This is a genomic window from Atopomonas sediminilitoris (genome assembly GCF_022601735.1).
Lineage (GTDB): Bacteria > Pseudomonadota > Gammaproteobacteria > Pseudomonadales > Pseudomonadaceae > Atopomonas > Atopomonas sediminilitoris.
This window is the reverse complement of sequence record NZ_JAKUMM010000004.1, coordinates 135,957-156,802: the sequence shown is the minus strand read 5'-3', so window position 1 is coordinate 156,802 and position 20,846 is coordinate 135,957. Positions and strand designations below refer to the sequence as shown.

19 protein-coding genes are annotated in these 20,846 nt (G+C 56.0%); 7 read left to right on the top strand and 12 right to left on the bottom strand.

Features of this window, described 5'->3' with window-relative positions; translation table 11 throughout:
- Nucleotides 1-52: 52 nt before the first annotated feature.
- From serS to MKI83_RS07365, 5 genes are all read right to left on the bottom strand, one after another.
- A complete protein-coding gene (serS, locus tag MKI83_RS07385; protein WP_241584540.1) occupies nucleotides 53-1,327 on the bottom strand; it encodes a serine--tRNA ligase in 1,275 nt (424 codons plus the stop codon).
- 128 nt (nucleotides 1,328-1,455) lie between these two features.
- Nucleotides 1,456-1,830 carry a fluoride efflux transporter CrcB gene (crcB, locus tag MKI83_RS07380; protein ID WP_241584539.1) on the bottom strand — a complete coding sequence of 125 codons (375 nt, stop codon included), beginning with the start codon at nucleotides 1,828-1,830 and terminating at the stop codon, nucleotides 1,456-1,458.
- A complete protein-coding gene (locus tag MKI83_RS07375) occupies nucleotides 1,827-3,152 on the bottom strand; it encodes a replication-associated recombination protein A (protein ID WP_241584537.1) in 1,326 nt (441 codons plus the stop codon). The genes crcB and MKI83_RS07375 overlap by 4 nt, the downstream gene beginning before the upstream one ends.
- A 1-nt stretch (nucleotide 3,153) precedes the next feature.
- Entirely contained in the window at nucleotides 3,154-3,777 is a 624-nt protein-coding gene (lolA, locus tag MKI83_RS07370; RefSeq protein WP_241584535.1) for an outer membrane lipoprotein periplasmic chaperone LolA, read from the bottom strand.
- A gap of 19 nt (nucleotides 3,778-3,796) precedes the next feature.
- A complete protein-coding gene (locus tag MKI83_RS07365) occupies nucleotides 3,797-6,202 on the bottom strand; it encodes a DNA translocase FtsK (RefSeq protein WP_272493021.1) in 2,406 nt (801 codons plus the stop codon).
- A 240-nt stretch (nucleotides 6,203-6,442) separates the two neighbouring features.
- Here MKI83_RS07365 and trxB point away from each other — a divergent pair, with 240 nt between their 5' ends.
- The 4 genes from trxB to infA all read left to right on the top strand — a co-directional run bounded on the left by trxB (nucleotide 6,443) and on the right by infA (nucleotide 9,187).
- The gene (trxB, locus tag MKI83_RS07360; RefSeq protein ID WP_241584533.1) at nucleotides 6,443-7,390 is read left to right on the top strand and encodes a thioredoxin-disulfide reductase; all 948 of its coding nucleotides are present in this window, start codon (nucleotides 6,443-6,445) and stop codon (nucleotides 7,388-7,390) included.
- A gap of 47 nt (nucleotides 7,391-7,437) precedes the next feature.
- On the top strand, nucleotides 7,438-8,118 hold the full coding sequence (gene aat / locus MKI83_RS07355) for a leucyl/phenylalanyl-tRNA--protein transferase (RefSeq protein WP_241584870.1): 681 nt from the start codon (nucleotides 7,438-7,440) through the stop codon (nucleotides 8,116-8,118).
- 54 nt (nucleotides 8,119-8,172) lie between these two features.
- The gene (locus MKI83_RS07350; RefSeq protein WP_241584531.1) at nucleotides 8,173-8,880 is read left to right on the top strand and encodes an arginyltransferase; all 708 of its coding nucleotides are present in this window, start codon (nucleotides 8,173-8,175) and stop codon (nucleotides 8,878-8,880) included.
- Nucleotides 8,881-8,968: 88 nt separating this feature from the next.
- Nucleotides 8,969-9,187 (top strand): translation initiation factor IF-1, encoded by a 219-nt coding sequence (gene infA, locus MKI83_RS07345; RefSeq protein WP_241584529.1) that lies wholly within the window; start codon nucleotides 8,969-8,971, stop codon nucleotides 9,185-9,187.
- A 115-nt stretch (nucleotides 9,188-9,302) separates the two neighbouring features.
- On the opposite strand, the gene clpA is transcribed toward infA, so the two are convergent.
- Nucleotides 9,303-11,576 carry an ATP-dependent Clp protease ATP-binding subunit ClpA gene (gene clpA / locus MKI83_RS07340; protein ID WP_241584526.1) on the bottom strand — a complete coding sequence of 758 codons (2,274 nt, stop codon included), beginning with the start codon at nucleotides 11,574-11,576 and terminating at the stop codon, nucleotides 9,303-9,305.
- 30 nt (nucleotides 11,577-11,606) lie between these two features.
- Nucleotides 11,607-11,981, bottom strand: a complete 375-nt coding sequence (gene clpS / locus MKI83_RS07335; RefSeq protein ID WP_370867365.1) for an ATP-dependent Clp protease adapter ClpS — start codon at nucleotides 11,979-11,981, stop codon at nucleotides 11,607-11,609.
- Nucleotides 11,982-12,186: 205 nt separating this feature from the next.
- Between clpS and cspD the strand changes: the two genes are divergently transcribed.
- Nucleotides 12,187-12,453, top strand: coding sequence for a cold shock domain-containing protein CspD (gene cspD, locus MKI83_RS07330; protein ID WP_241584525.1), 267 nt, complete (start codon nucleotides 12,187-12,189; stop codon nucleotides 12,451-12,453).
- Nucleotides 12,454-12,511: 58 nt separating this feature from the next.
- Here the strand turns inward: cspD and MKI83_RS07325 are convergent, their stop codons facing one another.
- Entirely contained in the window at nucleotides 12,512-14,176 is a 1,665-nt protein-coding gene (locus tag MKI83_RS07325; protein ID WP_241584523.1) for an electron transfer flavoprotein-ubiquinone oxidoreductase, read from the bottom strand.
- 327 nt (nucleotides 14,177-14,503) lie between these two features.
- Between MKI83_RS07325 and MKI83_RS07320 the strand changes: the two genes are divergently transcribed.
- On the top strand, nucleotides 14,504-15,253 hold the full coding sequence (locus MKI83_RS07320) for an electron transfer flavoprotein subunit beta/FixA family protein (RefSeq protein ID WP_241584521.1): 750 nt from the start codon (nucleotides 14,504-14,506) through the stop codon (nucleotides 15,251-15,253).
- Nucleotides 15,253-16,182 (top strand): electron transfer flavoprotein subunit alpha/FixB family protein, encoded by a 930-nt coding sequence (locus MKI83_RS07315; protein WP_241584519.1) that lies wholly within the window; start codon nucleotides 15,253-15,255, stop codon nucleotides 16,180-16,182. Before MKI83_RS07320 ends, MKI83_RS07315 begins: the two co-directional genes overlap by 1 nt.
- 58 nt (nucleotides 16,183-16,240) lie before the next feature.
- Here MKI83_RS07315 and MKI83_RS07310 read toward each other — a convergent pair whose 3' ends face one another.
- The 4 genes from MKI83_RS07310 to edd are packed head-to-tail and all read right to left on the bottom strand — an operon-like array spanning nucleotide 16,241 to nucleotide 20,765.
- Nucleotides 16,241-17,101: an aldo/keto reductase gene (locus MKI83_RS07310; RefSeq protein WP_241584517.1), complete on the bottom strand. Its 861-nt coding sequence runs from the start codon at nucleotides 17,099-17,101 to the stop codon at nucleotides 16,241-16,243.
- Nucleotides 17,102-17,128: 27 nt separating this feature from the next.
- A complete protein-coding gene (locus MKI83_RS07305) occupies nucleotides 17,129-18,001 on the bottom strand; it encodes a D-hexose-6-phosphate mutarotase (RefSeq protein ID WP_241584516.1) in 873 nt (290 codons plus the stop codon).
- Nucleotides 17,998-18,942 (bottom strand): glucokinase, encoded by a 945-nt coding sequence (locus tag MKI83_RS07300; RefSeq protein WP_241584514.1) that lies wholly within the window; start codon nucleotides 18,940-18,942, stop codon nucleotides 17,998-18,000. The genes MKI83_RS07305 and MKI83_RS07300 overlap by 4 nt, the downstream gene beginning before the upstream one ends.
- Entirely contained in the window at nucleotides 18,939-20,765 is a 1,827-nt protein-coding gene (edd, locus tag MKI83_RS07295; protein WP_241584513.1) for a phosphogluconate dehydratase, read from the bottom strand. The genes MKI83_RS07300 and edd overlap by 4 nt, the downstream gene beginning before the upstream one ends.
- Nucleotides 20,766-20,846: the final 81 nt, after the last annotated feature.

Genomic DNA, 20,846 nt, shown 5'->3' with positions numbered 1-20,846 from the left:
TAACCGGCTAGCCACGCGCCTGCCCTTGATGCGTCTCAAGAGGTTGAAAACCTCAAATGACCTCGATACCACCCATATAGGGCTTGAGCACTTCCGGCACGCGGATGCTGCCGTCGGCTTGCTGGTAGTTTTCCAGCACGGCAACCAAGGTACGGCCAACCGCCAAACCTGATCCGTTCAGGGTGTGCAGCAACTCAGGCTTGCCTTCCGCATTGCGGTAACGCGCTTGTAAGCGACGGGCTTGGAAGTCGCCACAGTTGGAGCACGAGGAGATCTCACGGTACTTGCCTTGGCTGGGCACCCACACTTCGAGGTCGTAGGTTTTGGTCGCGCCAAAGCCCATATCGCCGGTGCACAACGCCAGTACTCGGTACGGCAGCTCCAGTGCTTGGAGGATTTTTTCGGCGTGGCCGGTCAGTTCTTCCAGCGCGGCAAAGGATGTGCTCGGCTCAACGATCTGCACCATTTCCACTTTGTCGAACTGGTGTTGGCGAATCATGCCGCGGGTGTCACGCCCTGATGCACCGGCTTCACTGCGAAAACACGGGGTATGCGCAACAAACTTTAAAGGCAGCGCTTTGGCATCGATGATTTCACCGGCGACGATATTGGTCAGCGTGACCTCAGCGGTGGGAATCAAATACAGATCGCTTTGCTCTTCACGCGGCAGCTTGAACAGGTCTTCTTCAAACTTGGGCAACTGACCGGTGCCTTGCAGTGCGCTGGCTTGCACCAGATACGGGGTATAGGTCTCCTCGTAGCCATGCTCGCTGGTGTGCAGGTTGAGCATGAACTGCGCCAAGGCCCGGTGCAGTCGCGCAATCGGCCCGCGCAGCACAGCAAAACGCGCCCCAGAGAGCTTGGCAGCGGTGTTGAAATCAAGATAGCCGTGCTTTTCGCCCAGCGTTACGTGGTCAGCCACTTCGAAGTCGAAGCTCGCCGGGGTACCCCAACGGCGCACTTCAACGTTGTCGTCTTCGCTGGCACCGACGGGCACGGACTCATGCGGCAGGTTTGGAATCAGCAGCTGGATGCCGTCGAGCTCAGCTTGAATGGCGTCCAGCTCATCTTTAGCGGCGCTCAGGTCATTCCCCATTTGTTCAACCGCGGCCAGCAAGGGAGCAATGTCTTCGCCACGAGCTTTGGCTTGGCCAATGCTTTTGGAGCGGCTGTTACGCTCGGCCTGCAGGGTTTCGGTACGGGTTTGCACCTCTTTGCGGCGAACCTCGAGTGATTCGAGGCGCGCTACGTCCAAACTGTAGCCACGCGCGGCCAAGCGCTCAGCGATCTCTTGGGGGTTAGCACGCAACAATTTGGGGTCGAGCATGGTGATTTCTCAATTCTTTAATGTTCGTTTAGGCCCGCCAAGCTTAGGGCGCGCCGCGAAAGCCTCAAGTTTACGCAGCTTGCGCGGCGAAGCCGAGAGTTTTGCTTGGCTGATTCTGTGTTTAGTCGCTACAGCCGTGCGACGCTCATGCCCAGCCAAGCAAAGGCCAGCCCGCCAATCACGCTGGCTAATATGTACAGTGCCGCGCTGCTCAGCTGGCCGTTTTCTGCTAAGCGCAGCGCCTCAAGGCTGAAGCTTGAAAAAGTGGTCAAGCCACCCAGCACGCCGGTCAAAATACCGGTACGCAGCGCCAAAGGCAGTTCAGTACGAGTCAAGAACCACGCGGATAAAAAGCCAATGCACAAACAGCCGACCCAGTTCACCGCCAAGGTGGCTAGGTAGTAATGCTTGGGCCACTGCGCGGTGACATAAGCGCTGGTAGCAAAGCGCAGCACTGAGCCCAACGCTCCGCCGGCGGCGACCGCCAACACGACCTGCATCATGGTTTTCTCCTTTGCCAGACGCTGGCGTGGTCTTTGCCTTGTAAGGCACGTAACTTTTCGCCAATTTTCAGCTCAAGCCCGCGCGGTACGGGTTGATAGTACTGGCGCGGCGGCAGCGCTTCGGGGAAGTAATCTTCGCCGGCGGCATAGGCGTCAGGCTCATCGTGAGCGTAGCGATACTCTTCGCCGTAACCGAGCTGCTTCATCAGTTTGGTGGGCGCATTTCGCAGATGCAGGGGCACCTCAAGCGAGCCTTGTGCTTCAGCATCGGCACGCGCGGCCTTGTAAGCGCTGTACACGGCATTGCTTTTCGGCGCGCAGGCCAGATAAACCAACGCCTGCGCAATAGCAAGTTCACCTTCTGGGCTACCGAGGCGCTCCTGCACATCCCAAGCATTGAGGCACAGCGTCAGCGCCCGTGGATCCGCATTGCCGATGTCTTCGCTGGCCATGCGCACCACGCGCCGTGCGATGTACAAAGGATCACAGCCGCCATCGAGCATGCGCGCAAACCAGTACAGCGTTGCATCCGGATTGGAGCCGCGCACCGATTTATGCAGCGCCGAAATTTGGTCGTAAAACGCCTCACCGCCCTTATCAAAGCGCCGCCGCCCTTCACCTAGCAACTCTCGTAATGCGTCGGCTTCCAAGGTGTCGCCGTCATCGGCTAAATCGGCGGCATTTTCCAACAAGTTGAGTAAGCGGCGACCATCGCCATCGGCGGCGCGCAGCAATAATTCGCGGGCCTCATCGGTGATCTGCAGCTGGCGCGCGGCAAGGCCTTTGTCGTCGCTCAGCGCACGGGCGAGCAATTGACTGAGTGCCTCGTCGGTGAGGCTTTTCAGCACGTACACACGAGCGCGCGATAACAGCGCGTTATTTAACTCAAACGAAGGGTTCTCGGTGGTCGCGCCAACAAAAATCAGCGTGCCGTCTTCTACGTAAGGTAGAAATGCGTCTTGCTGACTCTTGTTAAAACGGTGCACCTCGTCAACAAATAATAAGGTCCGACGCCCGTACTGCGCCGACTGCTGGCGGGCGATATCCACGGCTTGGCGGATTTCTTTCACACCGGACAATACGGCAGACAGGGTTTCGAAGTGCGCATCACTGACGCGCGCCAGCAACCGCGCCAAGGTGGTTTTGCCCACCCCAGGTGGCCCCCAGAAGATCATCGAATGCAACGCGCCCTGCTCTAGCGCTTCGCGCAGCGGTTTGCCGCGACCTAGCAGGTGCTCTTGACCGACATAGTCGTCGAGGCTTTCGGGGCGCAGCCGCGCGGCTAAAGGCTGCGCGGCGGGAGCAGCATCAAACAAGCCCACGTTAACCCTCGATGACGTCAACACCTTCCGGGACTTGGAAGTCGAAGTCGCTGTTGGGCAGTGGCGCATTCATCTTGATTTCGAAAAACAAAATATTGGTGCGCTGACCGACGGCATCAATCAGCTGCATGTCATTGATGGTGCCGTTACGAAACGACAAGCGCAGGCTGTCGAACAGGGTGTCTTTATCCTTGGGCTTAAGAATAAAGTCGACCACGCTGCCGCCTTCTTTGTAGGTGATCTCAAAGCTTTGCGCGATTTGGCTAACGTCGCCAGACAGCAACAAGGCTGGCGTGTGCGTCAGACGTTGGTCCATCGCCTGCGTGGTGACTTGTTCAAGGTCAGGGTCATACAGCCAAATTTGCTTGCCGTTCGAGACCAACTCTTGCTCCAGCGGTGCGTCGGTATGCCAACGGAACAAGCCTGGGCGCTTTAGTTTGAGCTTGCCTGTCGTCTCTTGCAGGTGCGTGCCGCCAGCATCCAGCGTGAGCTGAGAAAACTTGCCCGTCACGGTTTGCGCCTGCTCTAACAACTCGCTCAAGCGCTTGGCCGCCTGCGCTTGATCCGCCTGTGCCAGCGGTGACAACAAGCTGGCTAGCACGGCAACAATGGCCCACATTCGCATATCAATATCCTTGTAAAAATCAGTCACGCACTGGCGGTGGCGCCAATACTTCGCGTGAGCCGTTGGTGTTCATAGAGGTCACTACGCCGGCCGCTTCCATCGATTCAATCATGCGCGCGGCGCGGTTGTAGCCAATTTTAAGTTTGCGCTGTACCGCAGAAATCGACGCGCGGCGGCTTTCGGTGACAAAGCGGATTGCCTCATCGTAAAGCGGGTCTTCTTCATTGCCTTCGCTGCTGCCGCCGGTGCTGTCAAAGCTGCCGCCGCCAGCGCCCTCATCCACGCCCTCGAGAATTTCGTCGATGTACTCAGGGGAGCCGCGCTCTTTCCATGCTTCGACCACGCGATGCACTTCTTCATCAGAAACAAACGCGCCGTGCACGCGAACCGGCAAGCTGGTGCCGGGTGGCATATACAGCATGTCACCGTGACCGAGGAGTTGCTCGGCGCCGCCTTGATCAAGAATGGTGCGCGAGTCGATCTTGCTCGACACTTGGAACGCCATTCGCGTGGGAATATTGGCTTTAATCAGGCCGGTGATGACATCCACCGACGGGCGCTGCGTAGCCAGAATCAAGTGAATGCCAGCCGCGCGCGCTTTTTGCGCGATCCGTGCGATGAGCTCTTCAACCTTTTTGCCAACGATCATCATCATGTCGGCAAACTCGTCGATCACCACGACAATCACCGGTAAATGCTTGAGGTACGGCGGCTGCTCATCGGGCGTTTCGGCGCGGAACAGCGGGTCGAGCAGCGGCTCACCCGCCTCTTGCGCTTCGCGTACTTTACGGTTGTAACCGGCCAAGTTACGCACACCGAGCTTGGCCATTAACTTATAGCGGCGCTCCATTTCAGCCACCGACCAGCGCAGCGAATTAGCCGCCTCTTTCATGTCGGTCACTACAGGGCATAACAAGTGCGGAATGCCCTCGTAGATCGACAGTTCGAGCATTTTCGGGTCAATCATGATCAGCCGCACCTGCTCAGGGGGCGACTTAAACAAAATCGACAGCAGCATGGCGTTAACACCAACTGACTTACCCGAACCCGTCGTACCAGCCACCAACAAGTGCGGCATCTTGGCCAAGTCGGCGGTCACGGGTTGACCGGAAATATCGTGCCCTAGCGCCAAGGTGACCGGCGATTTAGCATCATCAAATGCGCTGCTGCCGAGCACCTCGGAGAAGCGCACAATATCGCGATCCTCATTTGGCACCTCAATCCCGACGGTGGTTTTACCCGGAATAACTTCCACCACGCGCACGCTGATCATCGCCATCGAGCGCGCCAAGTCTTTGGATAGATTAGAAATCTTGGCGACTTTGATGCCCGCGGCTGGCTGGATTTCAAAGCGCGTAATCACAGGCCCCGGATGCACCGACTCAACCGTAGCTTCGACACCAAACTCCTTAAGTTTGATTTCTAGCAGACGTGACATAGCCTCCAGCGATTCGGGCGAGAAGCTCTTTTGTTTCTTTTCGGCCGGATCCAGCAACGAAATAGGCGGTAGGCTGCCAGGCTCTAGCGCATCCACAAACAAGGTCTGCTGCTTTTCTTTAAGCACACGCTTGCTCGGCTCTGGGGCCTTGGGCTTGGGGATTTCTATTTGCACACTGGGGCGCGCTTCGCGCTGGGTCATGTGCGTGCTCAGTGCTTGTTCACGCTCAAGAATGCGCTGCTTAACTTTGGCTTGTTCATCGCGATCAGGTACCGAAGGCGAAACCTCAGCCACGCGATCGTCGATGTCACGCAGTTGCGCACTAACATTTTTACGGTTTTGACGACCATCCCACCAGCGCTGCACGGCACTTTGCGCCAGCTCAATCAGGTCTAGGGTGACGCGGCCAGTAAAGTCCATCACGCGAAACCACGACAAATCGGTGTACGCGGTTAAGCCAATCAAAAACAGCGACAAGCCCAGCAGCGTCGTGCCCTGCACGTTCAGTTGTGCCAACAGCAGCTGACCAAGACTGGCCCCTAAAATCCCACCGGAGCCTTGCGGCAACTCACTCGGCGCAGAGAAATGGACAAAAGACAGACTCGTGCCACAGAGCATGAGCAGCACAAAGCCAAACGTGCGCCAGGTGAATACCCAGCCATTCCAATGCCATGCCGTCTTGCGTTGGCGAAACAATTGCCACGCCTTTATCAGCATCAGGAGCGGCAACAAGTAGGCGAAGTAGCCCACCAAAGAGAACAACATGTCGGACAGAACAGCGCCAAAAAGCCCGCCAAAATTAAGCACATCACCGCCGCGACCACTGCTCGACCAGCCGGGATCCGTCGGGCTGTAGCTTAAAAGCAGCATCCATAAAAACGCACACAGCAGCATTAGCCCTAACAGCAAGCCTTCTTTAAGGCGTGCTCTTAGGTTGACCGCACTGATGGGCTCGATTTTTCCGGCGACAAGGGTTTTGTCAGTCAAAACAAATACATCCTGAAAGTTTTAACGGCGCACATTCTAAAGCTTGGCGCGCAGGATTCCATGATCTAACACGCGCTGGCGCATGTCAGGTTGAAAACGGGCACAGTAAACCCCATCTGCTACCTGACACGCAGCCGCTTTTACTGCTTAGGTGGCTTCGTTGTAGCATACTCGGATTCCAAGCCGGGCGGCATGCGGGCCGTCTTTTTCTTACCTAACAAAGACTTATGGAGCTTATTTATGAGCGAAGTCAAGCATTCACGCCTGATCATTCTTGGCTCTGGCCCCGCCGGCTATACCGCCGCTGTGTACGCGGCACGCGCCAACCTTAAACCGCTGGTGATTACCGGCATCCAACCCGGTGGCCAGCTGACGACCACCACTGAAGTCGATAACTGGCCCGGTGATGTTGAAGGACTGACCGGCCCCGCGTTGATGGAGCGCATGCAAAAGCATGCCGAGCGCTTTGATACCGAAATTCAGTTTGATCATATCCACACCGCCGAGCTGCAACAGCGCCCCTTCATCCTGAAGGGCGATAGCGGCACGTATAGCTGTGATGCCTTGATTTTGGCCACTGGCGCTTCGGCGCAGTACTTAGGCTTACCGTCTGAAGAAGCATTCATGGGCAAAGGCGTATCGGCCTGCGCCACGTGCGATGGTTTCTTCTATCGCAACCAAGTGGTGTGCGTCGTCGGTGGCGGCAATACTGCCGTGGAAGAGGCGCTGTACCTGTCGAACATCGCCAAAGAAGTGCATTTGATTCACCGTCGCGACACGCTGCGCTCGGAAAAAATCCTCCAAGACAAGCTGTTCGAGAAAGCCAAAAACGGCAATATCCGCCTGCATTGGAACAACACCCTAGACGAAGTCTTGGGTGACAACATGGGCGTTACCGGTGTGCGGATAAAATCGACCGACGATGGCAGCACGCAAGAGCTAGCGCTGGCTGGCGTGTTTATCGCCATTGGCCACAAGCCTAATACCGACTTATTCAAAGGCCAGCTAGAGATGCACGACGGCTACCTGAAGATCCAAAGCGGTAGCGAAGGCAATGCGACTCAAACCAGCATTGAAGGTGTGTTTGCTGCTGGCGATGTGGCTGACCACATCTACCGTCAAGCCATTACCTCTGCTGGCGCTGGCTGCATGGCGGCGTTAGACGCAGAACGTTACCTCGACGCGTAAGCATAAGGGCGGGCCGAATAATCGGCTCGCCCTTGTCTGTGATGATTATTCTGCCTTGGCTTGAGCCAGACTCTCTGTCCTTCCCGCCCCTTGAGCAAGCACTGGCTGAGCCAGAAGGCTTATTGGCGGTCGGCGGTGATCTTACGCCTGCACGAATTTTGGCAGCCTACCAGCACGGCTGCTTCCCCTGGTTTCAGGATGATCAAGAAATTCTCTGGTGGTCACCTAACCCACGCACCGTGCTTATTCCTTCGCAGCTGCATGTCTCGCGCAGCTTACGCAAGACCCTGCGACAAGGCCGCTATCGCGTTAGCTATGACCAAGCTTTTGCTCGCGTCATTAGCGAGTGTGCCGGGCCGCGCCATTACACGGACCAGACTTGGATCACCGATGACATGCGTGCCGCGTATTGTGCACTCCATGAACTTGGGCACGCGCACTCCGTTGAGGTCTGGCTCGATGATCAGCTCGTGGGTGGCCTGTACGGCTTAGCCATCGGATGCATGTTCTTTGGTGAGTCGATGTTCAGCCGCCAGAGTGATGCCTCCAAAGTAGGCTTTGTGACCCTGGTAGAAAGTCTAACAAGCTGGGGCTTTGAGCTAATCGACTGTCAAATGCACAGCGATCATTTAGCTAGCTTGGGCGCCAGCACCCTGCCCCGCACACACTTTGCCGAGCAACTAGCGCAACTCTGTCCGCGTAGCAATAACGCGACATGGCTCGCCTAGGCGAAGCGTGTTTGCTGGCTTACACTGAACACAGATTTCCCAGGACCTCGCGCCATGACCGAGCTGGCTCGCCTGAAGTTTTATGCCACGCAGCCTCATGCGTGTAGCTACCTGCCGCGCGAAACCGCCACGACGCTTTTCCTCGACCCCTCACAACCAATGGACAGCACGCTGTATGCCGAGCTTTCCGAGTTAGGCTTTCGTCGCAGCGGCGATCATCTCTACCGTCCACACTGTCAACAGTGCCAGGCCTGTATCCCGGCGCGCATTCCCGTAGATTTGTTTTGCCCAACTCGCGGTCAACAACGCATTGTTCGCCGCAATCAAGACCTCAAGGTGACCCGTCAACGCCCACACTTGTGCGACGAGTACTATGCGCTCTACGAACGCTACATCAACGCACGCCACGCCGACGGGGACATGTACCCACCCAACCCTGATCAGTTTGAAAGCTTTTTAGTGCGCGACTTACCGTTCGCTTGGTTTTATGAGTTTCGACTTGAGCAACAGCTGGTCGCCCTTGCCGTGTGTGATGTCATGCCCAATGGCTTATCCGCGGTGTACACCTTCTTCGATCCAGAGCTGGATAAGCGCAGCCTAGGCCGCTATGCCGTTCTATGGCAGATCGCCGAGTGCCAACGCCTTAACCTGGCATCGCTGTACTTAGGCTACTGGATTAAGGATTGCCGCAAGATGAGCTACAAGCGCGAATACCGCCCCCTTGAAGTCTACGTGCAACAGCGCTGGGCCTTAATGACGTGAAAACTTGGCGTTTGCTGCCGTTTTAATGCACAATGCGAGCCGATTTTTACGTGGCTCATTCTGCGAGCCTTATGCACGAGGGGCATACATGTCGAAAGAAGACAGCATCGAAATGGAAGGCACTGTGGTAGACACCCTGCCGAACACCATGTTCCGTGTGGAACTGGAAAACGGCCACGTGGTGACTGCACACATCTCCGGTAAGATGCGTAAGAACTACATTCGCATTCTGACAGGTGACAAGGTGCGCGTTGAGCTGACGCCGTACGACCTGAGCAAGGGCCGCATCACCTACCGCGCCCGCTAAAAGATCATTAGCTTGATGCCAATCGAGCTTTGCTTAAGACGTTAATGCCTTAAGCAAAAAAACCAAGGCCGGATCGCTCCGGCCTTGGTTTTTTGTTGCATCACCCATCAACATTTCAAGCGGGCGTCGCCTCTTTGGCAACCGAGAATTGCATCTCGCCATTCTCCATCAACACGTCAACCGTTCCGCCAACATCAGACAACTCACCAAACAAGATCATTTCAGCCAGAGGCCGCTTGATCTTATCTTGGATGAGGCGAGCCATTGGTCGAGCCCCCATGGCCTCGTCATAGCCATGCTCGGCTAACCAGTCACGTACCTCTTCGCTGACCACCAAGTGCACTTTCTTATCTTCAAGCTGAGCCTGAAGCTCGGTGAGGAATTTATCGACGACAGACTTAATCGTGCCGTGCGTTAAGCGCCCAAACTGCACTATGGTGTCGAGACGGTTGCGGAACTCTGGCGTGAAGGTCTTCTTAATCACCTCCATGCCATCTGTGGTGTGGTCTTGATGGGTGAAGCCAATCGAGGCCCGCGCCATGTGCTCAGCCCCCGCATTGGTGGTCAGCACAATGATCACATTACGGAAGTCCGCCTTGCGCCCGTTGTTGTCGGTTAGCGTGCCGTGGTCCATCACCTGCAATAGCAAGTTAAACACCTCCGGGTGCGCCTTCTCGATTTCATCCAACAACAACACGCAGTGCGGGTTCTTGGTGATGGCCTCAGTCAGCAAACCACCTTGGTCATAACCCACGTAACCCGGCGGAGCACCGATCAAGCGTGAAACCGTGTGGCGCTCCATGTACTCCGACATATCAAACCGCACCAGCTCAATGCCTAGCGTCTTGGCCAGTTGGCGTGCGACCTCTGTTTTACCTACACCCGTGGGGCCAGCAAACAAAAACGAGCCGACAGGCTTGTCGGGCGCTTTTAGGCCGGCACGCGACAACTTAATTGCCGTCGACAGTGAATCAATTGCGGCATCCTGACCGAACACCGTGAGCTTCAGATCACGCTCAAGGTTACGCAGCTGCTCTTTATCGGAGCTGCTGACGCTCTTCGGGGGGATGCGCGCAATGCGCGCGACGATATCTTCTACTTGCGCCACCTCGATGCGCTTTAAGCGCTTGTCGAGCGGCTGCAACCGCTGGAAGGCGCCCGCCTCGTCAATGACATCAATAGCTTTATCCGGCATATGTCGGTCATTGATATAACGCGCGGCAAGCTCGGCGGCGGCGCGAAGCGACTCATCGCTGTACTCCACCTCATGATGCTCTTCAAAGCGCGACTTCAAACCGCGCAAGATACCCACGGTATCTTCAACGGTTGGCTCCATGACATCGACTTTTTGAAAGCGGCGCGCTAAGGCACGGTCTTTCTCGAAGATGCCCCTGAACTCTTGGAAGGTGGTTGAGCCAATGCAGCGAATCTCACCGGAAGACAGTAACGGCTTGAGCAGATTAGACGCATCCATAACCCCGCCCGAAGCCGCACCAGCACCGATAATGGTGTGAATTTCGTCGATAAAAAGCACAGCCTGCGGCTTTTTACGCAACTCATTGAGCAGCGCCTTAAAACGCTTTTCAAAATCGCCACGATACTTAGTGCCCGCTAACAGCGCACCCAAATCCAACGAATACACCACGCTATTGGAGAGCAACTCCGGCACTTGGCCATCCACAATCCGCTTGGCTAAGCCCTCAGCAATCGCCGTTTTACCAACGCCTGCCTCACCAACCAATAGGGGATTATTTTTACGGCGGCGCGCCAAAATTTGCGCCACGCGCTCCACTTCAGGCTCGCGCCCGACTAGCGGATCAATACGTCCGTTACGCGCTTGTTCATTGAGATTGCTGGCGTAAGCCTCCAGCGGGTGCGTAGTGCCAGCGCCTTCGCCGCCCTCTTCATCCGCACCTTCTTGGCCGCCATGGTCATGTGACTCTTGATGACCTGGCACCTTAGAAATGCCATGCGCGATAAAGTTGACCACATCGATGCGCGCAACGCTCTGCTGCTTAAGGAAGAACACCGCTTGGCTTTCTTGCTCACTAAAAATAGCCACCAGCACATTGGCGCCGGTAACTTCACGTTTTCCTGAACTCTGCACATGGAATACTGCGCGCTGCAGTACCCGCTGAAAACCTAACGTCGGCTGCGTTTCACGCGACTCGTCAACACCCGGAATTAGCGGCGTGGTTGAGTCGATGAAGTCAGTCAGCTCACGCCGCAGCTTATCCATATTCGCACCGCAAGCACGTAACACAGTGGCGGCAGCGTCATTGTCCAGCAAGGCCAACAAAAGGTGCTCAACCGTCATAAATTCATGACGTTTGGCGCGGGCCTCTTTGAAGGCCAAATTGAGGGTTACTTCGAGCTCTCGATTCAGCATGGCGCTCACCTCATCACTCGGGGAATTAACTCAAACATCCTTTTCTATCTCACAGAGTAGCGGATGATGACTGTCCCTAGCGTATTGATTGACTTGCATCGCCTTTGTTTCAGCTACGTCTTTACTGAAAATTCCGCAGACGGCTTGTCCTTTAGTATGGACGGTCAACATGATCTGTGTAGCTTGCTCGCGATTTTTTCCAAAAAACTGCTCAAGTACCTCAACCACAAAGTCCATCGGCGTGTAGTCATCGTTCAGCATCAGCACCTTGTACATCGCCGGTGGCTTTAGCTCAGGCTTACTTTCTTCAACAGCAAGTCCCCAGTCATCGGCAGGATCACTGTGCGGATCATCTGGCGTACTGTTTAGATGAATGCGCAAAGGCTGTTTTTCAAGGCTACTCATGCAGTAAGACCATTCATTGGGTGGGTAAGCGCGATTAACTTCGCAATTAATGGCTGAATGCGCTTGACTTGTAGTCATTCAGTGCTAAAACCACAGGATACCCGCATCAAAGCGGTCGTGGTGCCTTGAAGGAATGAGGACACAAGACTTCAAGGCGTTGTGGATAATACCCCAGCCATGGGGTGGCTTGCAGAGGGATACAGGCATGCTAAGCGGCAAAGTAAAGTGGTTCAACAACGCAAAAGGTTACGGCTTCATCATTGCTGATGGTCGTGATGAAGATTTATTTGCTCATTACTCTGCCATCGAGATGGATGGCTACAAAACACTCAAAGCCGGTCAAGCGGTTCAATTTGAGATCATCCAAGGCCCCAAGGGCCTGCATGCCGTTAACATTCAAGCCGCAACGCAAGCCGCAACACAATCGGAGGCAGCTCCCGTAGCGGTTACGCGCAGCCACGAACACGCTTAAAGCTTCTTTTAGGCACAAAAAAGCCCGCATTTTTGCGGGCTTTTTACTGGCTTACGAATTACATGTTGGGGTAATTCGGACCGCCGGCCCCTTCTGGCGCAACCCAAGTAATGTTTTGCGCAGGGTCTTTGATATCACAGGTCTTGCAGTGTACGCAGTTTTGCGCGTTGATCTGGAACCGCTGCTCGCCGCTTTCCTGCTTAACGATCTCGTAGACGCCTGCAGGGCAGTAACGCTGAGCCGGCTCGTCGTACATGGAGAGGTTGTTACCTAGCGGAATAGACGCATCCTTGAGCTTAAGGTGACAAGGCTGCTCTTCTTCATGGTTGGTGTTGGACAGGAACACCGAAGAAAGCTTGTCAAAGCTCAGCTTGCCATCAGGCTTGGGATAGCTGATCTTGGCGCAGTCGGCCGCCGGCTTTAAGCAGGCATAGTCTGGCTTGGTATCGTGCAAGGTAAACGGCAGTTTGCCGCCAAAAATATTCTGGTCGATATAGTTGAAAGCGCCGCCCATCAATGGGCCGTACTTGTGCAGTGCCGGGCCAAAGTTACGCGAGCGGAACAGCTCATCAAACAACCAGCTTGCTTTAAAGCCTTCAACATAGGTGTTCAGGACATCGCCACCTTCACCACCGGCCAGCAGCGCATCAGCAACCGCTTCAGCCGCCAACATGCCTGACTTCATCGCGGTGTGGCTGCCTTTGATCTTGGCAAAGTTCAACGTACCCAGATCACAACCTACCAAAGCGCCACCTGGGAAAACCATCTTAGGCAGTGAGTTCAGGCCGCCTTTAGCGATAGCGCGCGCGCCATAACAAATACGCTTACCACCTTCCAGATACTGCTTAACCACAGGATGGTGCTTGTAACGCTGGAACTCATCAAAGGGCGACAAGTGCGGGTTGCCGTAGGACAAGTCCACGATCAAGCCAACCACAACCTGATTGTTTTCCAGGTGATAAAGGAATGAACCGCCGGTGTTTTCAGTGCCTAGGGTGTCTAACGGCCAACCTGCGGTGTGCACCACCAAGCCTTGCTCGTGCTTGGCGGGATCAATTTCCCACAGCTCTTTGATGCCGATGCCGTAATGCTGGGCATCTGACTCGCTGTCGAGCTTGTACTTGCTGATTAACTGCTTGCCTAAGTGACCACGGCAGCCTTCAGCGAACAGGGTGTACTTGCCGCGCAACTCCATACCCGGAGTGTGCACGCCTTCTTTTGGATTTCCTTCGCGATCAACGCCAAGATCACCCGTGATAATGCCGCGCACGACATCATTTTCATCCACGAGCACTTCTTGAGCCGTGAAGCCTGGGTAGATTTCCACACCCAGATTTTCAGCCTGCTGCGCCAGCCAGCGGCACAGGTTACCTAAGGAAATAATGTAGTTGCCGTGGTTGTGCATGGTTTTAGGCACAAACAGGTCTGGCACTTTGACCGACTTGGCTTCGTTCTGGAAAAAATAAATATCGTCACGCTTAACCGGCGTATTCAGCGGCGCTTCCAGCTCTTCCCAGTTAGGGAACAACTCAGCCAACGCGCGCGGCTCAAAAATAGCTCCGGAGAGAATGTGAGCGCCAACCTCGGAACCCTTCTCGACAACGCAAACACTCAGCTCTTGGCCTGCATCAGCGGCTTTTTGTTTTAGTCGACAAGCGGCTGAAAGGCCCGCAGGGCCTGCACCAACGATGACGACGTCGAATTCCATGTATTCGCGTTCCACTAGTTCAATCTCCTACACAGGGCTAATCAGGCATTGTGAATTTTTTACTATTGCCGGTCTTTATCGTGACCAAATCGTTTGCATTATATCTAGCACCTCGCCAGCGTCCAATACAAACGTTTGTTTGAATTTTGCCAAACCCTTGTACAGTAAGGCTTAGGCATTGTTTTTGGCTGACCTTGTGTATTGACCGCAACAGCGCATCCGGTCAAGATACGAGCGGTTTTGCTGACGCTGTTCGGTGTACTCATCGGTTGCGGCCGACCTGCATCACCGGCCAGGCTAGCCTTGGCGATATCCTATTTAACCGGATAGAACGAGGAATCCATGAAGGTTCTTGTAGCTGTTAAACGAGTGGTCGACTACAACGTCAAAGTCCGCGTAAAGGCGGACAACTCAGGCGTTGACCTGGCTAACGTAAAAATGTCCATGAACCCTTTCTGCGAAATCGCAGTAGAGGAAGCTGTGCGCCTTAAAGAAAAAGGCGTAGCGAGCGAGATCGTGGTCGTCTCCATTGGCCCTAAAGAATCTCAAGAGCAACTGCGTACTGCTCTGGCTTTGGGTGCTGACCGTGCAATTTTGGTTGAAACCGCTGAAGAAGTTGGCTCGCTGAGCGTTGCCAAACTGCTGAAAGCCGTTGTCGATAAAGAGCAACCTGGCCTGGTTATCTTAGGTAAGCAGTCCATTGACTCTGACAACAACCAAACTGGCCAAATGCTGGGCGCTTTGACCGGCATGGCACAGGGCACTTTCGCCTCTAAGGTTGAAGTTGCTGGTGACAAGGTTAACGTTACCCGTGAAATCGATGGCGGTTTACAGACCGTAGCCCTGAGCATGCCGGCTATCGTCACTACCGACCTGCGCTTGAACGAGCCGCGTTACGCTTCACTGCCCAACATCATGAAGGCCAAGAAGAAGCCTTTAGATGTGCAGACTCCTGACGCACTGGGCGTAGCCCTCTCCTCCACCGTTAAGACCCTGAAAGTCACTCCGCCGCCAAGCCGTCAAGCTGGCATCAAGGTGAAGTCTGTGGCTGAACTGGTTGAAAAACTGAAGAACGAGGCGAAAGTAATCTGATGGCCATCCTCGTAATTGCTGATCACAACAACGCCGCTTTGGGCGCTGCCACACTGAACACTGTGACCGCAGCGACTGCCATTGGCGGTGATGTACACGTACTGGTTGCTGGCGCTGGCTGCGCAGCCGTTGCTGATGCTGCAGCCAAAGTGGCTGGCGTTAGCAAGGTACTGCTGGCTGACAATGCCGCCTACGCACACCAACTGCCAGAGAACGTAGCTCCGCTGGTTGCTGAGCTGGGCGCAAGCTACAGCCACATTCTGGCTGCAGCGACCACCACCGGTAAAAACGTTCTGCCGCGCGTTGCCGCGCAGCTAGACGTTGACCAAATCTCTGAAATCACCAAGGTTGAAAGCGCCGATACTTTCCAGCGCCCAATCTACGCTGGTAACGCGATTGCCACCGTGCAGTCTTCTGCTGCCATCAAGGTGATCACTGTTCGTGGTACCGGCTTTGACGCTGCTGCCACTGAAGGTGGCTCTGCCGCGGTTGAGGCTGTTGCGACCGCCTCGGACGCTGGCAAGTCTGCATTCGTTGGTGAAGAACTGGCCAAATCTGACCGTCCTGAGCTGACCGCTGCCAAGATCGTAGTATCCGGTGGCCGTGGCATGCAGAACGGCGACAACTTTGAACTGCTGTACAAAGTTGCAGATAAGCTGGGCGCTGCCGTCGGTGCTTCGCGCGCTGCGGTTGACGCAGGCTTTGTGCCGAACGACATGCAAGTCGGTCAAACCGGTAAAATCGTTGCACCGCAGCTGTACATTGCTGTGGGCATCTCAGGTGCGATTCAGCACTTGGCCGGCATGAAAGACTCTAAGGTCATTGTGGCTATCAACAAAGACGAAGAAGCGCCGATTTTCCAGGTTGCTGATTACGGTCTGGTAGCTGACCTGTTTGAAGCCGTACCCGAGCTGGAAGGCCTGATCTAATCAGCCCCCAGCCAACAAAAAACCCCGCATCCGCGGGGTTTTTTGTTGTGCACAAGCGCTAAGCCACGGCATGCCCACGCGCTGCTTCGGCCAAATAGAACCACTCCTGCCGCGATAAACATAAGGCACTGGCGCTCACGGCATCACTGATACGCTGCCAACGCAAACTACCCAGCACGCACACGGGGGCTCCCGGTAGGGCACGCACCCAAGCCAACGCTATTTGCTCGACAGTAGCACCATGCGCCTCTGCCACAGCTTGCAGTGCTTGCTTTAAGTTGCTTGAAAAACGCCCACCTGCCAGCGGCGACCAAGCCATCACTTGAATACCTTTGGCTGCCATGTGCTGCAACTGGCCATCCCAAACAGCTGCCTGCGCCGCCAATGACAGCTCGATTTGATTGCAGCGCAACGGCACCGCTGCTGCGAGCGCGCTCCAGTGCGCCGGCGCGAAGTTAGATACGCCAACCCAGCGCACCTTGCCGCTGGCTATCAGGCCCTGCAGCACATCCGCTAACTCATCAACCCGCATCAAAGGATCGGGGCGATGCAGCAGAAAGCCGTCTAAGTAGTCCGTACGCAAACGCCGCAGCGACGCATCAACTTGCTGCACCAGATACTCAGCCGAACTGTTGTAATGTTTGACCTGCCACGGCGAATCATCGGCATCACGCGCCACAATATCGGCCTTACTGATCAGCGTCAGTTGCGAGCGCACGCTGGGCTTGATCGCCAAGGCCTCGCCAAATTTAGCCTCACACTGACCTGCACCATAGATATCGGCATGATCAAAGGTCGTGACGCCCTGCTCCGCGCAGCGCAGCACCAAGCCAAGCAGCTGCTGTGCTGTGGCAAGCTCAGGATAATCCGCCAAGCGCATCATGCCGATGGCCAGTGGCTGGTTTAATACCGCAGTCATAAATATTCCTTTACTGGGCAGCTGGTGCTAGAGCGAGCATTGAACATGCATGCCCAACTCGCGCTGTTCGCCCACGGCTAAAACGTGATGATTTTGCAGGCCATCGGCCACTTCGACACACACAAAGCCCGCCGCCAGCACTGGCGGTGCATCAGGCAAGCCCGGCCTGCCGGGATGCCACAGCACGCTACTGTCGCTATTGCGCTTGGCAATCTGTAGCGTGCGCTGCCAGCCTTGATCGCGCAGCAGCAGATCGGCACCGCTCGCATAGACACGATCTAACGGCTGACTAAAGGTGACATCACCTCGCTGCGGCTTGTGCACGCCATCCAGCTTGTCGTGATAAGTCACGCCATCAAGGGTCGTCACCTGCGCGTTATCCAAGAAAGAAACTTGCCAATAAGCATGCAGTGCTTGTGACAGCGGCACTTCAGTCGCGCGCAGGCACACTGTTTTAAGCTCAACACTGAGCGTCTCGCCGAGGCGCATTTGCACCTCTGCAGACCAATCATCCAGCGCCAGCGACCAACTGAGCGACACCTCATCATCGTGTGACTGCAGCTCAGTTAATTGCCAATCCTGCAGGCGCGCCCAGCCATGTGACGGCAACGCCAACCCTTGTGGATGCGCGCCAAACCATGGCCAGCACAACGGAATACCGCCACGAATAGGTCCCTGCTGCGGCCACAGCGTTGAGCACCACAACCAAGGCCGCTCAGCCGCTGGTTGAAAGTGCAGTAGCTGCGCCCCCTGCAGGCTGATTACCGCCTGCATTTTGCCAGTCTGCAACAGCAGTAACTCACGCCCTTGCCAGTAGCTGCGCGCATGAACCTTGCCAGCAAAGTCGGCACGCGCGAACAGTGCTTCAAACGGGCCGAGTGCTTGCGAGCATGGGCTCATGCTGTTTGCTCCAGCCATGCGCCTGCACCCAGCAAGCCAGGCCATTGCGCCTGCACCACATAAATGGGAATAGGCTGTAAATAGTCACGCATGCTGCCTTTGCTATAAAACGCCTGATGAAAGCCACTGGTTAAAAAACGTTCGGCAAAACGAGGCACCACACCACCGGCGATATAAACCCCACCGCGCGCGCCCAACAGCACCGCCGCATTACCCATCACCTGCCCCAGCCAGCAACAAAATTGCTCAAGCACCGCATCGGCATACAGGTCGCCATTAAGCGCGGCCGCGGTCACTTGTGCGGGTGTGTGGTATTGCGCTTCGCACCCATCCAACTGACAGCTAACTTGGTACAAGCGCAGCAAGCCGCCGCCAGAAAGAATGGTTTCTGCGTTTACATAAGCTTGCTGCTGTTGCAGCAGCGCCAAAATGGCAGCCTCGCGCGGATTACTCGACGGCAGACTGACATGCCCGCCCTCGCCGCTGACAACCTGCCAGCGACCCTCCGCCATTGGCAGTAAGCCGGCCACACCCAGCCCCGTGCCAGGACCCATGACCAAACGCATGCGGTCGGGCAGCGCAACCCCCGCGCTCACGCAGAGCAACTCATCGGCACCCACTAAGGTGACGCCCAGCGCCATGGCGGTGAAGTCGTTGATCAACTCAGCCTGCACCAGCTCAAGACCTGATCGCAGACGATCACTTTCCACCTGCCAATGATTGTTGGTCAGCGTTACCCGCCCCTCATTTACCGGGCCGGCACAAGCCAAACACAAGCGCGAAACCTTGGCTTGGTGGCGCGCCAAGTATTCGCTGATCGCCGCCTCAGGCGAGGCATAATCGGCGCAAGCAAGCACCTCAATGCCGGCTAATTGCCCGTCTTGCCACAGGGCTAGGCGTGCATTGGTGCCGCCGATATCCCCGACTAACGCGACGCTCATCGCAGCGCCCCAAGCTGGGCGCTGAAACAGCTGCCGCCGTGTTCGGCACTGCTCATAGACTCGCGCATAAAGGCAAATAACTCACGACCGCAACCGACACCCTCACCTTGCGGTGCGGGGGCTGCGCTACGCCGCGCCATCACCGCGTCATCGACCAGCAGCTGCAACGTGCCGCGCGCACCGTCTACACGGATAACGTCGCCGTCTTGCACAAAACGCAGCGGGCCATTGTCGATTGCCTCGGGACTCACATGTATCGCGGCAGCCACCTTGCCCGAGGCCCCCGACATGCGGCCATCTGTCACCAGCGCCACCTTAAACCCACGATCTTGCAGAATGCCCAGATAGGGCGTCATCTTGTGCAACTCAGGCATACCGTTGGCGCGTGGGCCTTGAAAGCGCACCACGGCGACGATGTCACGCTCCAGCTCCCCGCGCTTGAAGGCCTCTGCCAAGGCCTGCTGACTATCAAAGACGCGGCATGGCGCCTCTACCACTTGATGCTCAGGCGCTACAGCGGAGACCTTAATCACGCCGCGCCCCAAATTACCCTGCATCAAACGCACGCCACCTTCTGGGGTAAAAGCGCGGCTAACGGGGCGCAAAACGGCTTCATCCAAACTATTGCTAGCCCCCTCACGCCACACCAACTGGCCATCCCGCAAGAACGGCTCGCGCGTGTAGCGTGACAAGCCGTGACCCACGATGGTGTTGACGTCTTCGTGCATTAAACCGGCTGCCAGCAGCTCGCGAATCAAAAACGCGGTGCCGCCTGCGGCTTGAAAGTGGTTCACGTCGGCCTGACCGTTGGGGTAAATGCGCGCCACGGTCGGCACCACGGCCGACAGCTCGGCCAAATCCTCCAGCCGTAGTTGAATCCCTGCGGCTTGGGCGATGGCGACCAAGTGCAGCGTCAAGTTGGTAGAGCCACCGGTGGCCAATAAAGCGACCACCGCATTGATGATGGCCTTTTCATCCACAATCGAGGCCATGCTGCGATAGTCGCTGCCTAAGGCGGTAATCCGACAAGCCTGCTGAGCGGCCTCACGGGTTAATGCTTCACGCAGTGGCGTACCCGGATTCACAAAGGATGAGCCGGGCAAGTGCAGGCCCATCACTTCAACCAGCATCTGATTGGTGTTGGCCGTACCGTAAAAAGTACAGGTACCTGCGGAGTGGTACGACTGTGATTCGGCCTCAAGCAGCTCTTCACGGCTCGCTTTACCTTCAGCAAAGCGTTGGCGCACGGCGGCTTTTTCCTTGTTCGATAAGCCCGAGACCATTGGCCCCGCCGGAACAAAAATCACCGGCAAATGACCAAAGCGCAGCGCACCAATCAGCAAGCCCGGGACGATTTTGTCGCACACCCCCAAACACAGCGCCGCATCGAACACGTTATGGGACAAGGCAATGGCTGTGGACAACGCAATCACGTCGCGACTGGCGAGAGATAACTCCATGCCCGGCTCGCCTTGGGTGACGCCATCACACATCGCCGGCACGCCACCGGCCACTTGCGCGGTGCACCCCATCTCACGCACGGCGCTGCGCACCTGATCGGGGTAGTGCTCAAAGGGCTGATGCGCCGACAACATGTCGTTATAGGCCGTCACGATGCCGACATTGGCCTGATTCATCAGGCGCAACTGCTCCTTATCACCACTGCCACAGGCCGCCATCGCGTGCGCCAGATTGCCGCACGGCAACGTACCGCGCACGACGCCCTTACTGGCGGCAGCCTGCATTTGCGCCAAATACGCGTGACGCGTCGGCTGACTGCGCTCGATCAAACGTTGAGTTACTTGCAGCACACGCGGATGCATTGATCTGAACCTCTCACAACGAGTGAATTACGAAATATTTGTAATATTACGAAAAAATATTGCCATACAAGCTGGAGTCTT

Bases quoted from the DNA above. Each gene is read 5' to 3' on its own strand.
- edd (WP_241584513.1), bottom strand. From the start codon at position 20,765: ATGCATCCGCGTGTGCTGCAAGTAACTCAACGTTTGATCGAGCGCAGT.
- cspD (WP_241584525.1), top strand. From the start codon at position 12,187: ATGCTAAGCGGCAAAGTAAAGTGGTTCAACAACGCAAAAGGTTACGGC.
- MKI83_RS07300 (WP_241584514.1), bottom strand. From the start codon at position 18,942: ATGAGCGTCGCGTTAGTCGGGGATATCGGCGGCACCAATGCACGCCTA.
- clpA (WP_241584526.1), bottom strand. From the start codon at position 11,576: ATGCTGAATCGAGAGCTCGAAGTAACCCTCAATTTGGCCTTCAAAGAG.
- MKI83_RS07320 (WP_241584521.1), top strand. From the start codon at position 14,504: ATGAAGGTTCTTGTAGCTGTTAAACGAGTGGTCGACTACAACGTCAAA.
- MKI83_RS07305 (WP_241584516.1), bottom strand. From the start codon at position 18,001: ATGAGCCCATGCTCGCAAGCACTCGGCCCGTTTGAAGCACTGTTCGCG.
- serS (WP_241584540.1), bottom strand. From the start codon at position 1,327: ATGCTCGACCCCAAATTGTTGCGTGCTAACCCCCAAGAGATCGCTGAG.
- clpS (WP_370867365.1), bottom strand. From the start codon at position 11,981: ATGAGTAGCCTTGAAAAACAGCCTTTGCGCATTCATCTAAACAGTACG.
- MKI83_RS07310 (WP_241584517.1), bottom strand. From the start codon at position 17,101: ATGACTGCGGTATTAAACCAGCCACTGGCCATCGGCATGATGCGCTTG.
- MKI83_RS07315 (WP_241584519.1), top strand. From the start codon at position 15,253: ATGGCCATCCTCGTAATTGCTGATCACAACAACGCCGCTTTGGGCGCT.
- MKI83_RS07350 (WP_241584531.1), top strand. From the start codon at position 8,173: ATGACCGAGCTGGCTCGCCTGAAGTTTTATGCCACGCAGCCTCATGCG.
- lolA (WP_241584535.1), bottom strand. From the start codon at position 3,777: ATGCGAATGTGGGCCATTGTTGCCGTGCTAGCCAGCTTGTTGTCACCG.
- crcB (WP_241584539.1), bottom strand. From the start codon at position 1,830: ATGATGCAGGTCGTGTTGGCGGTCGCCGCCGGCGGAGCGTTGGGCTCA.
- infA (WP_241584529.1), top strand. From the start codon at position 8,969: ATGTCGAAAGAAGACAGCATCGAAATGGAAGGCACTGTGGTAGACACC.
- trxB (WP_241584533.1), top strand. From the start codon at position 6,443: ATGAGCGAAGTCAAGCATTCACGCCTGATCATTCTTGGCTCTGGCCCC.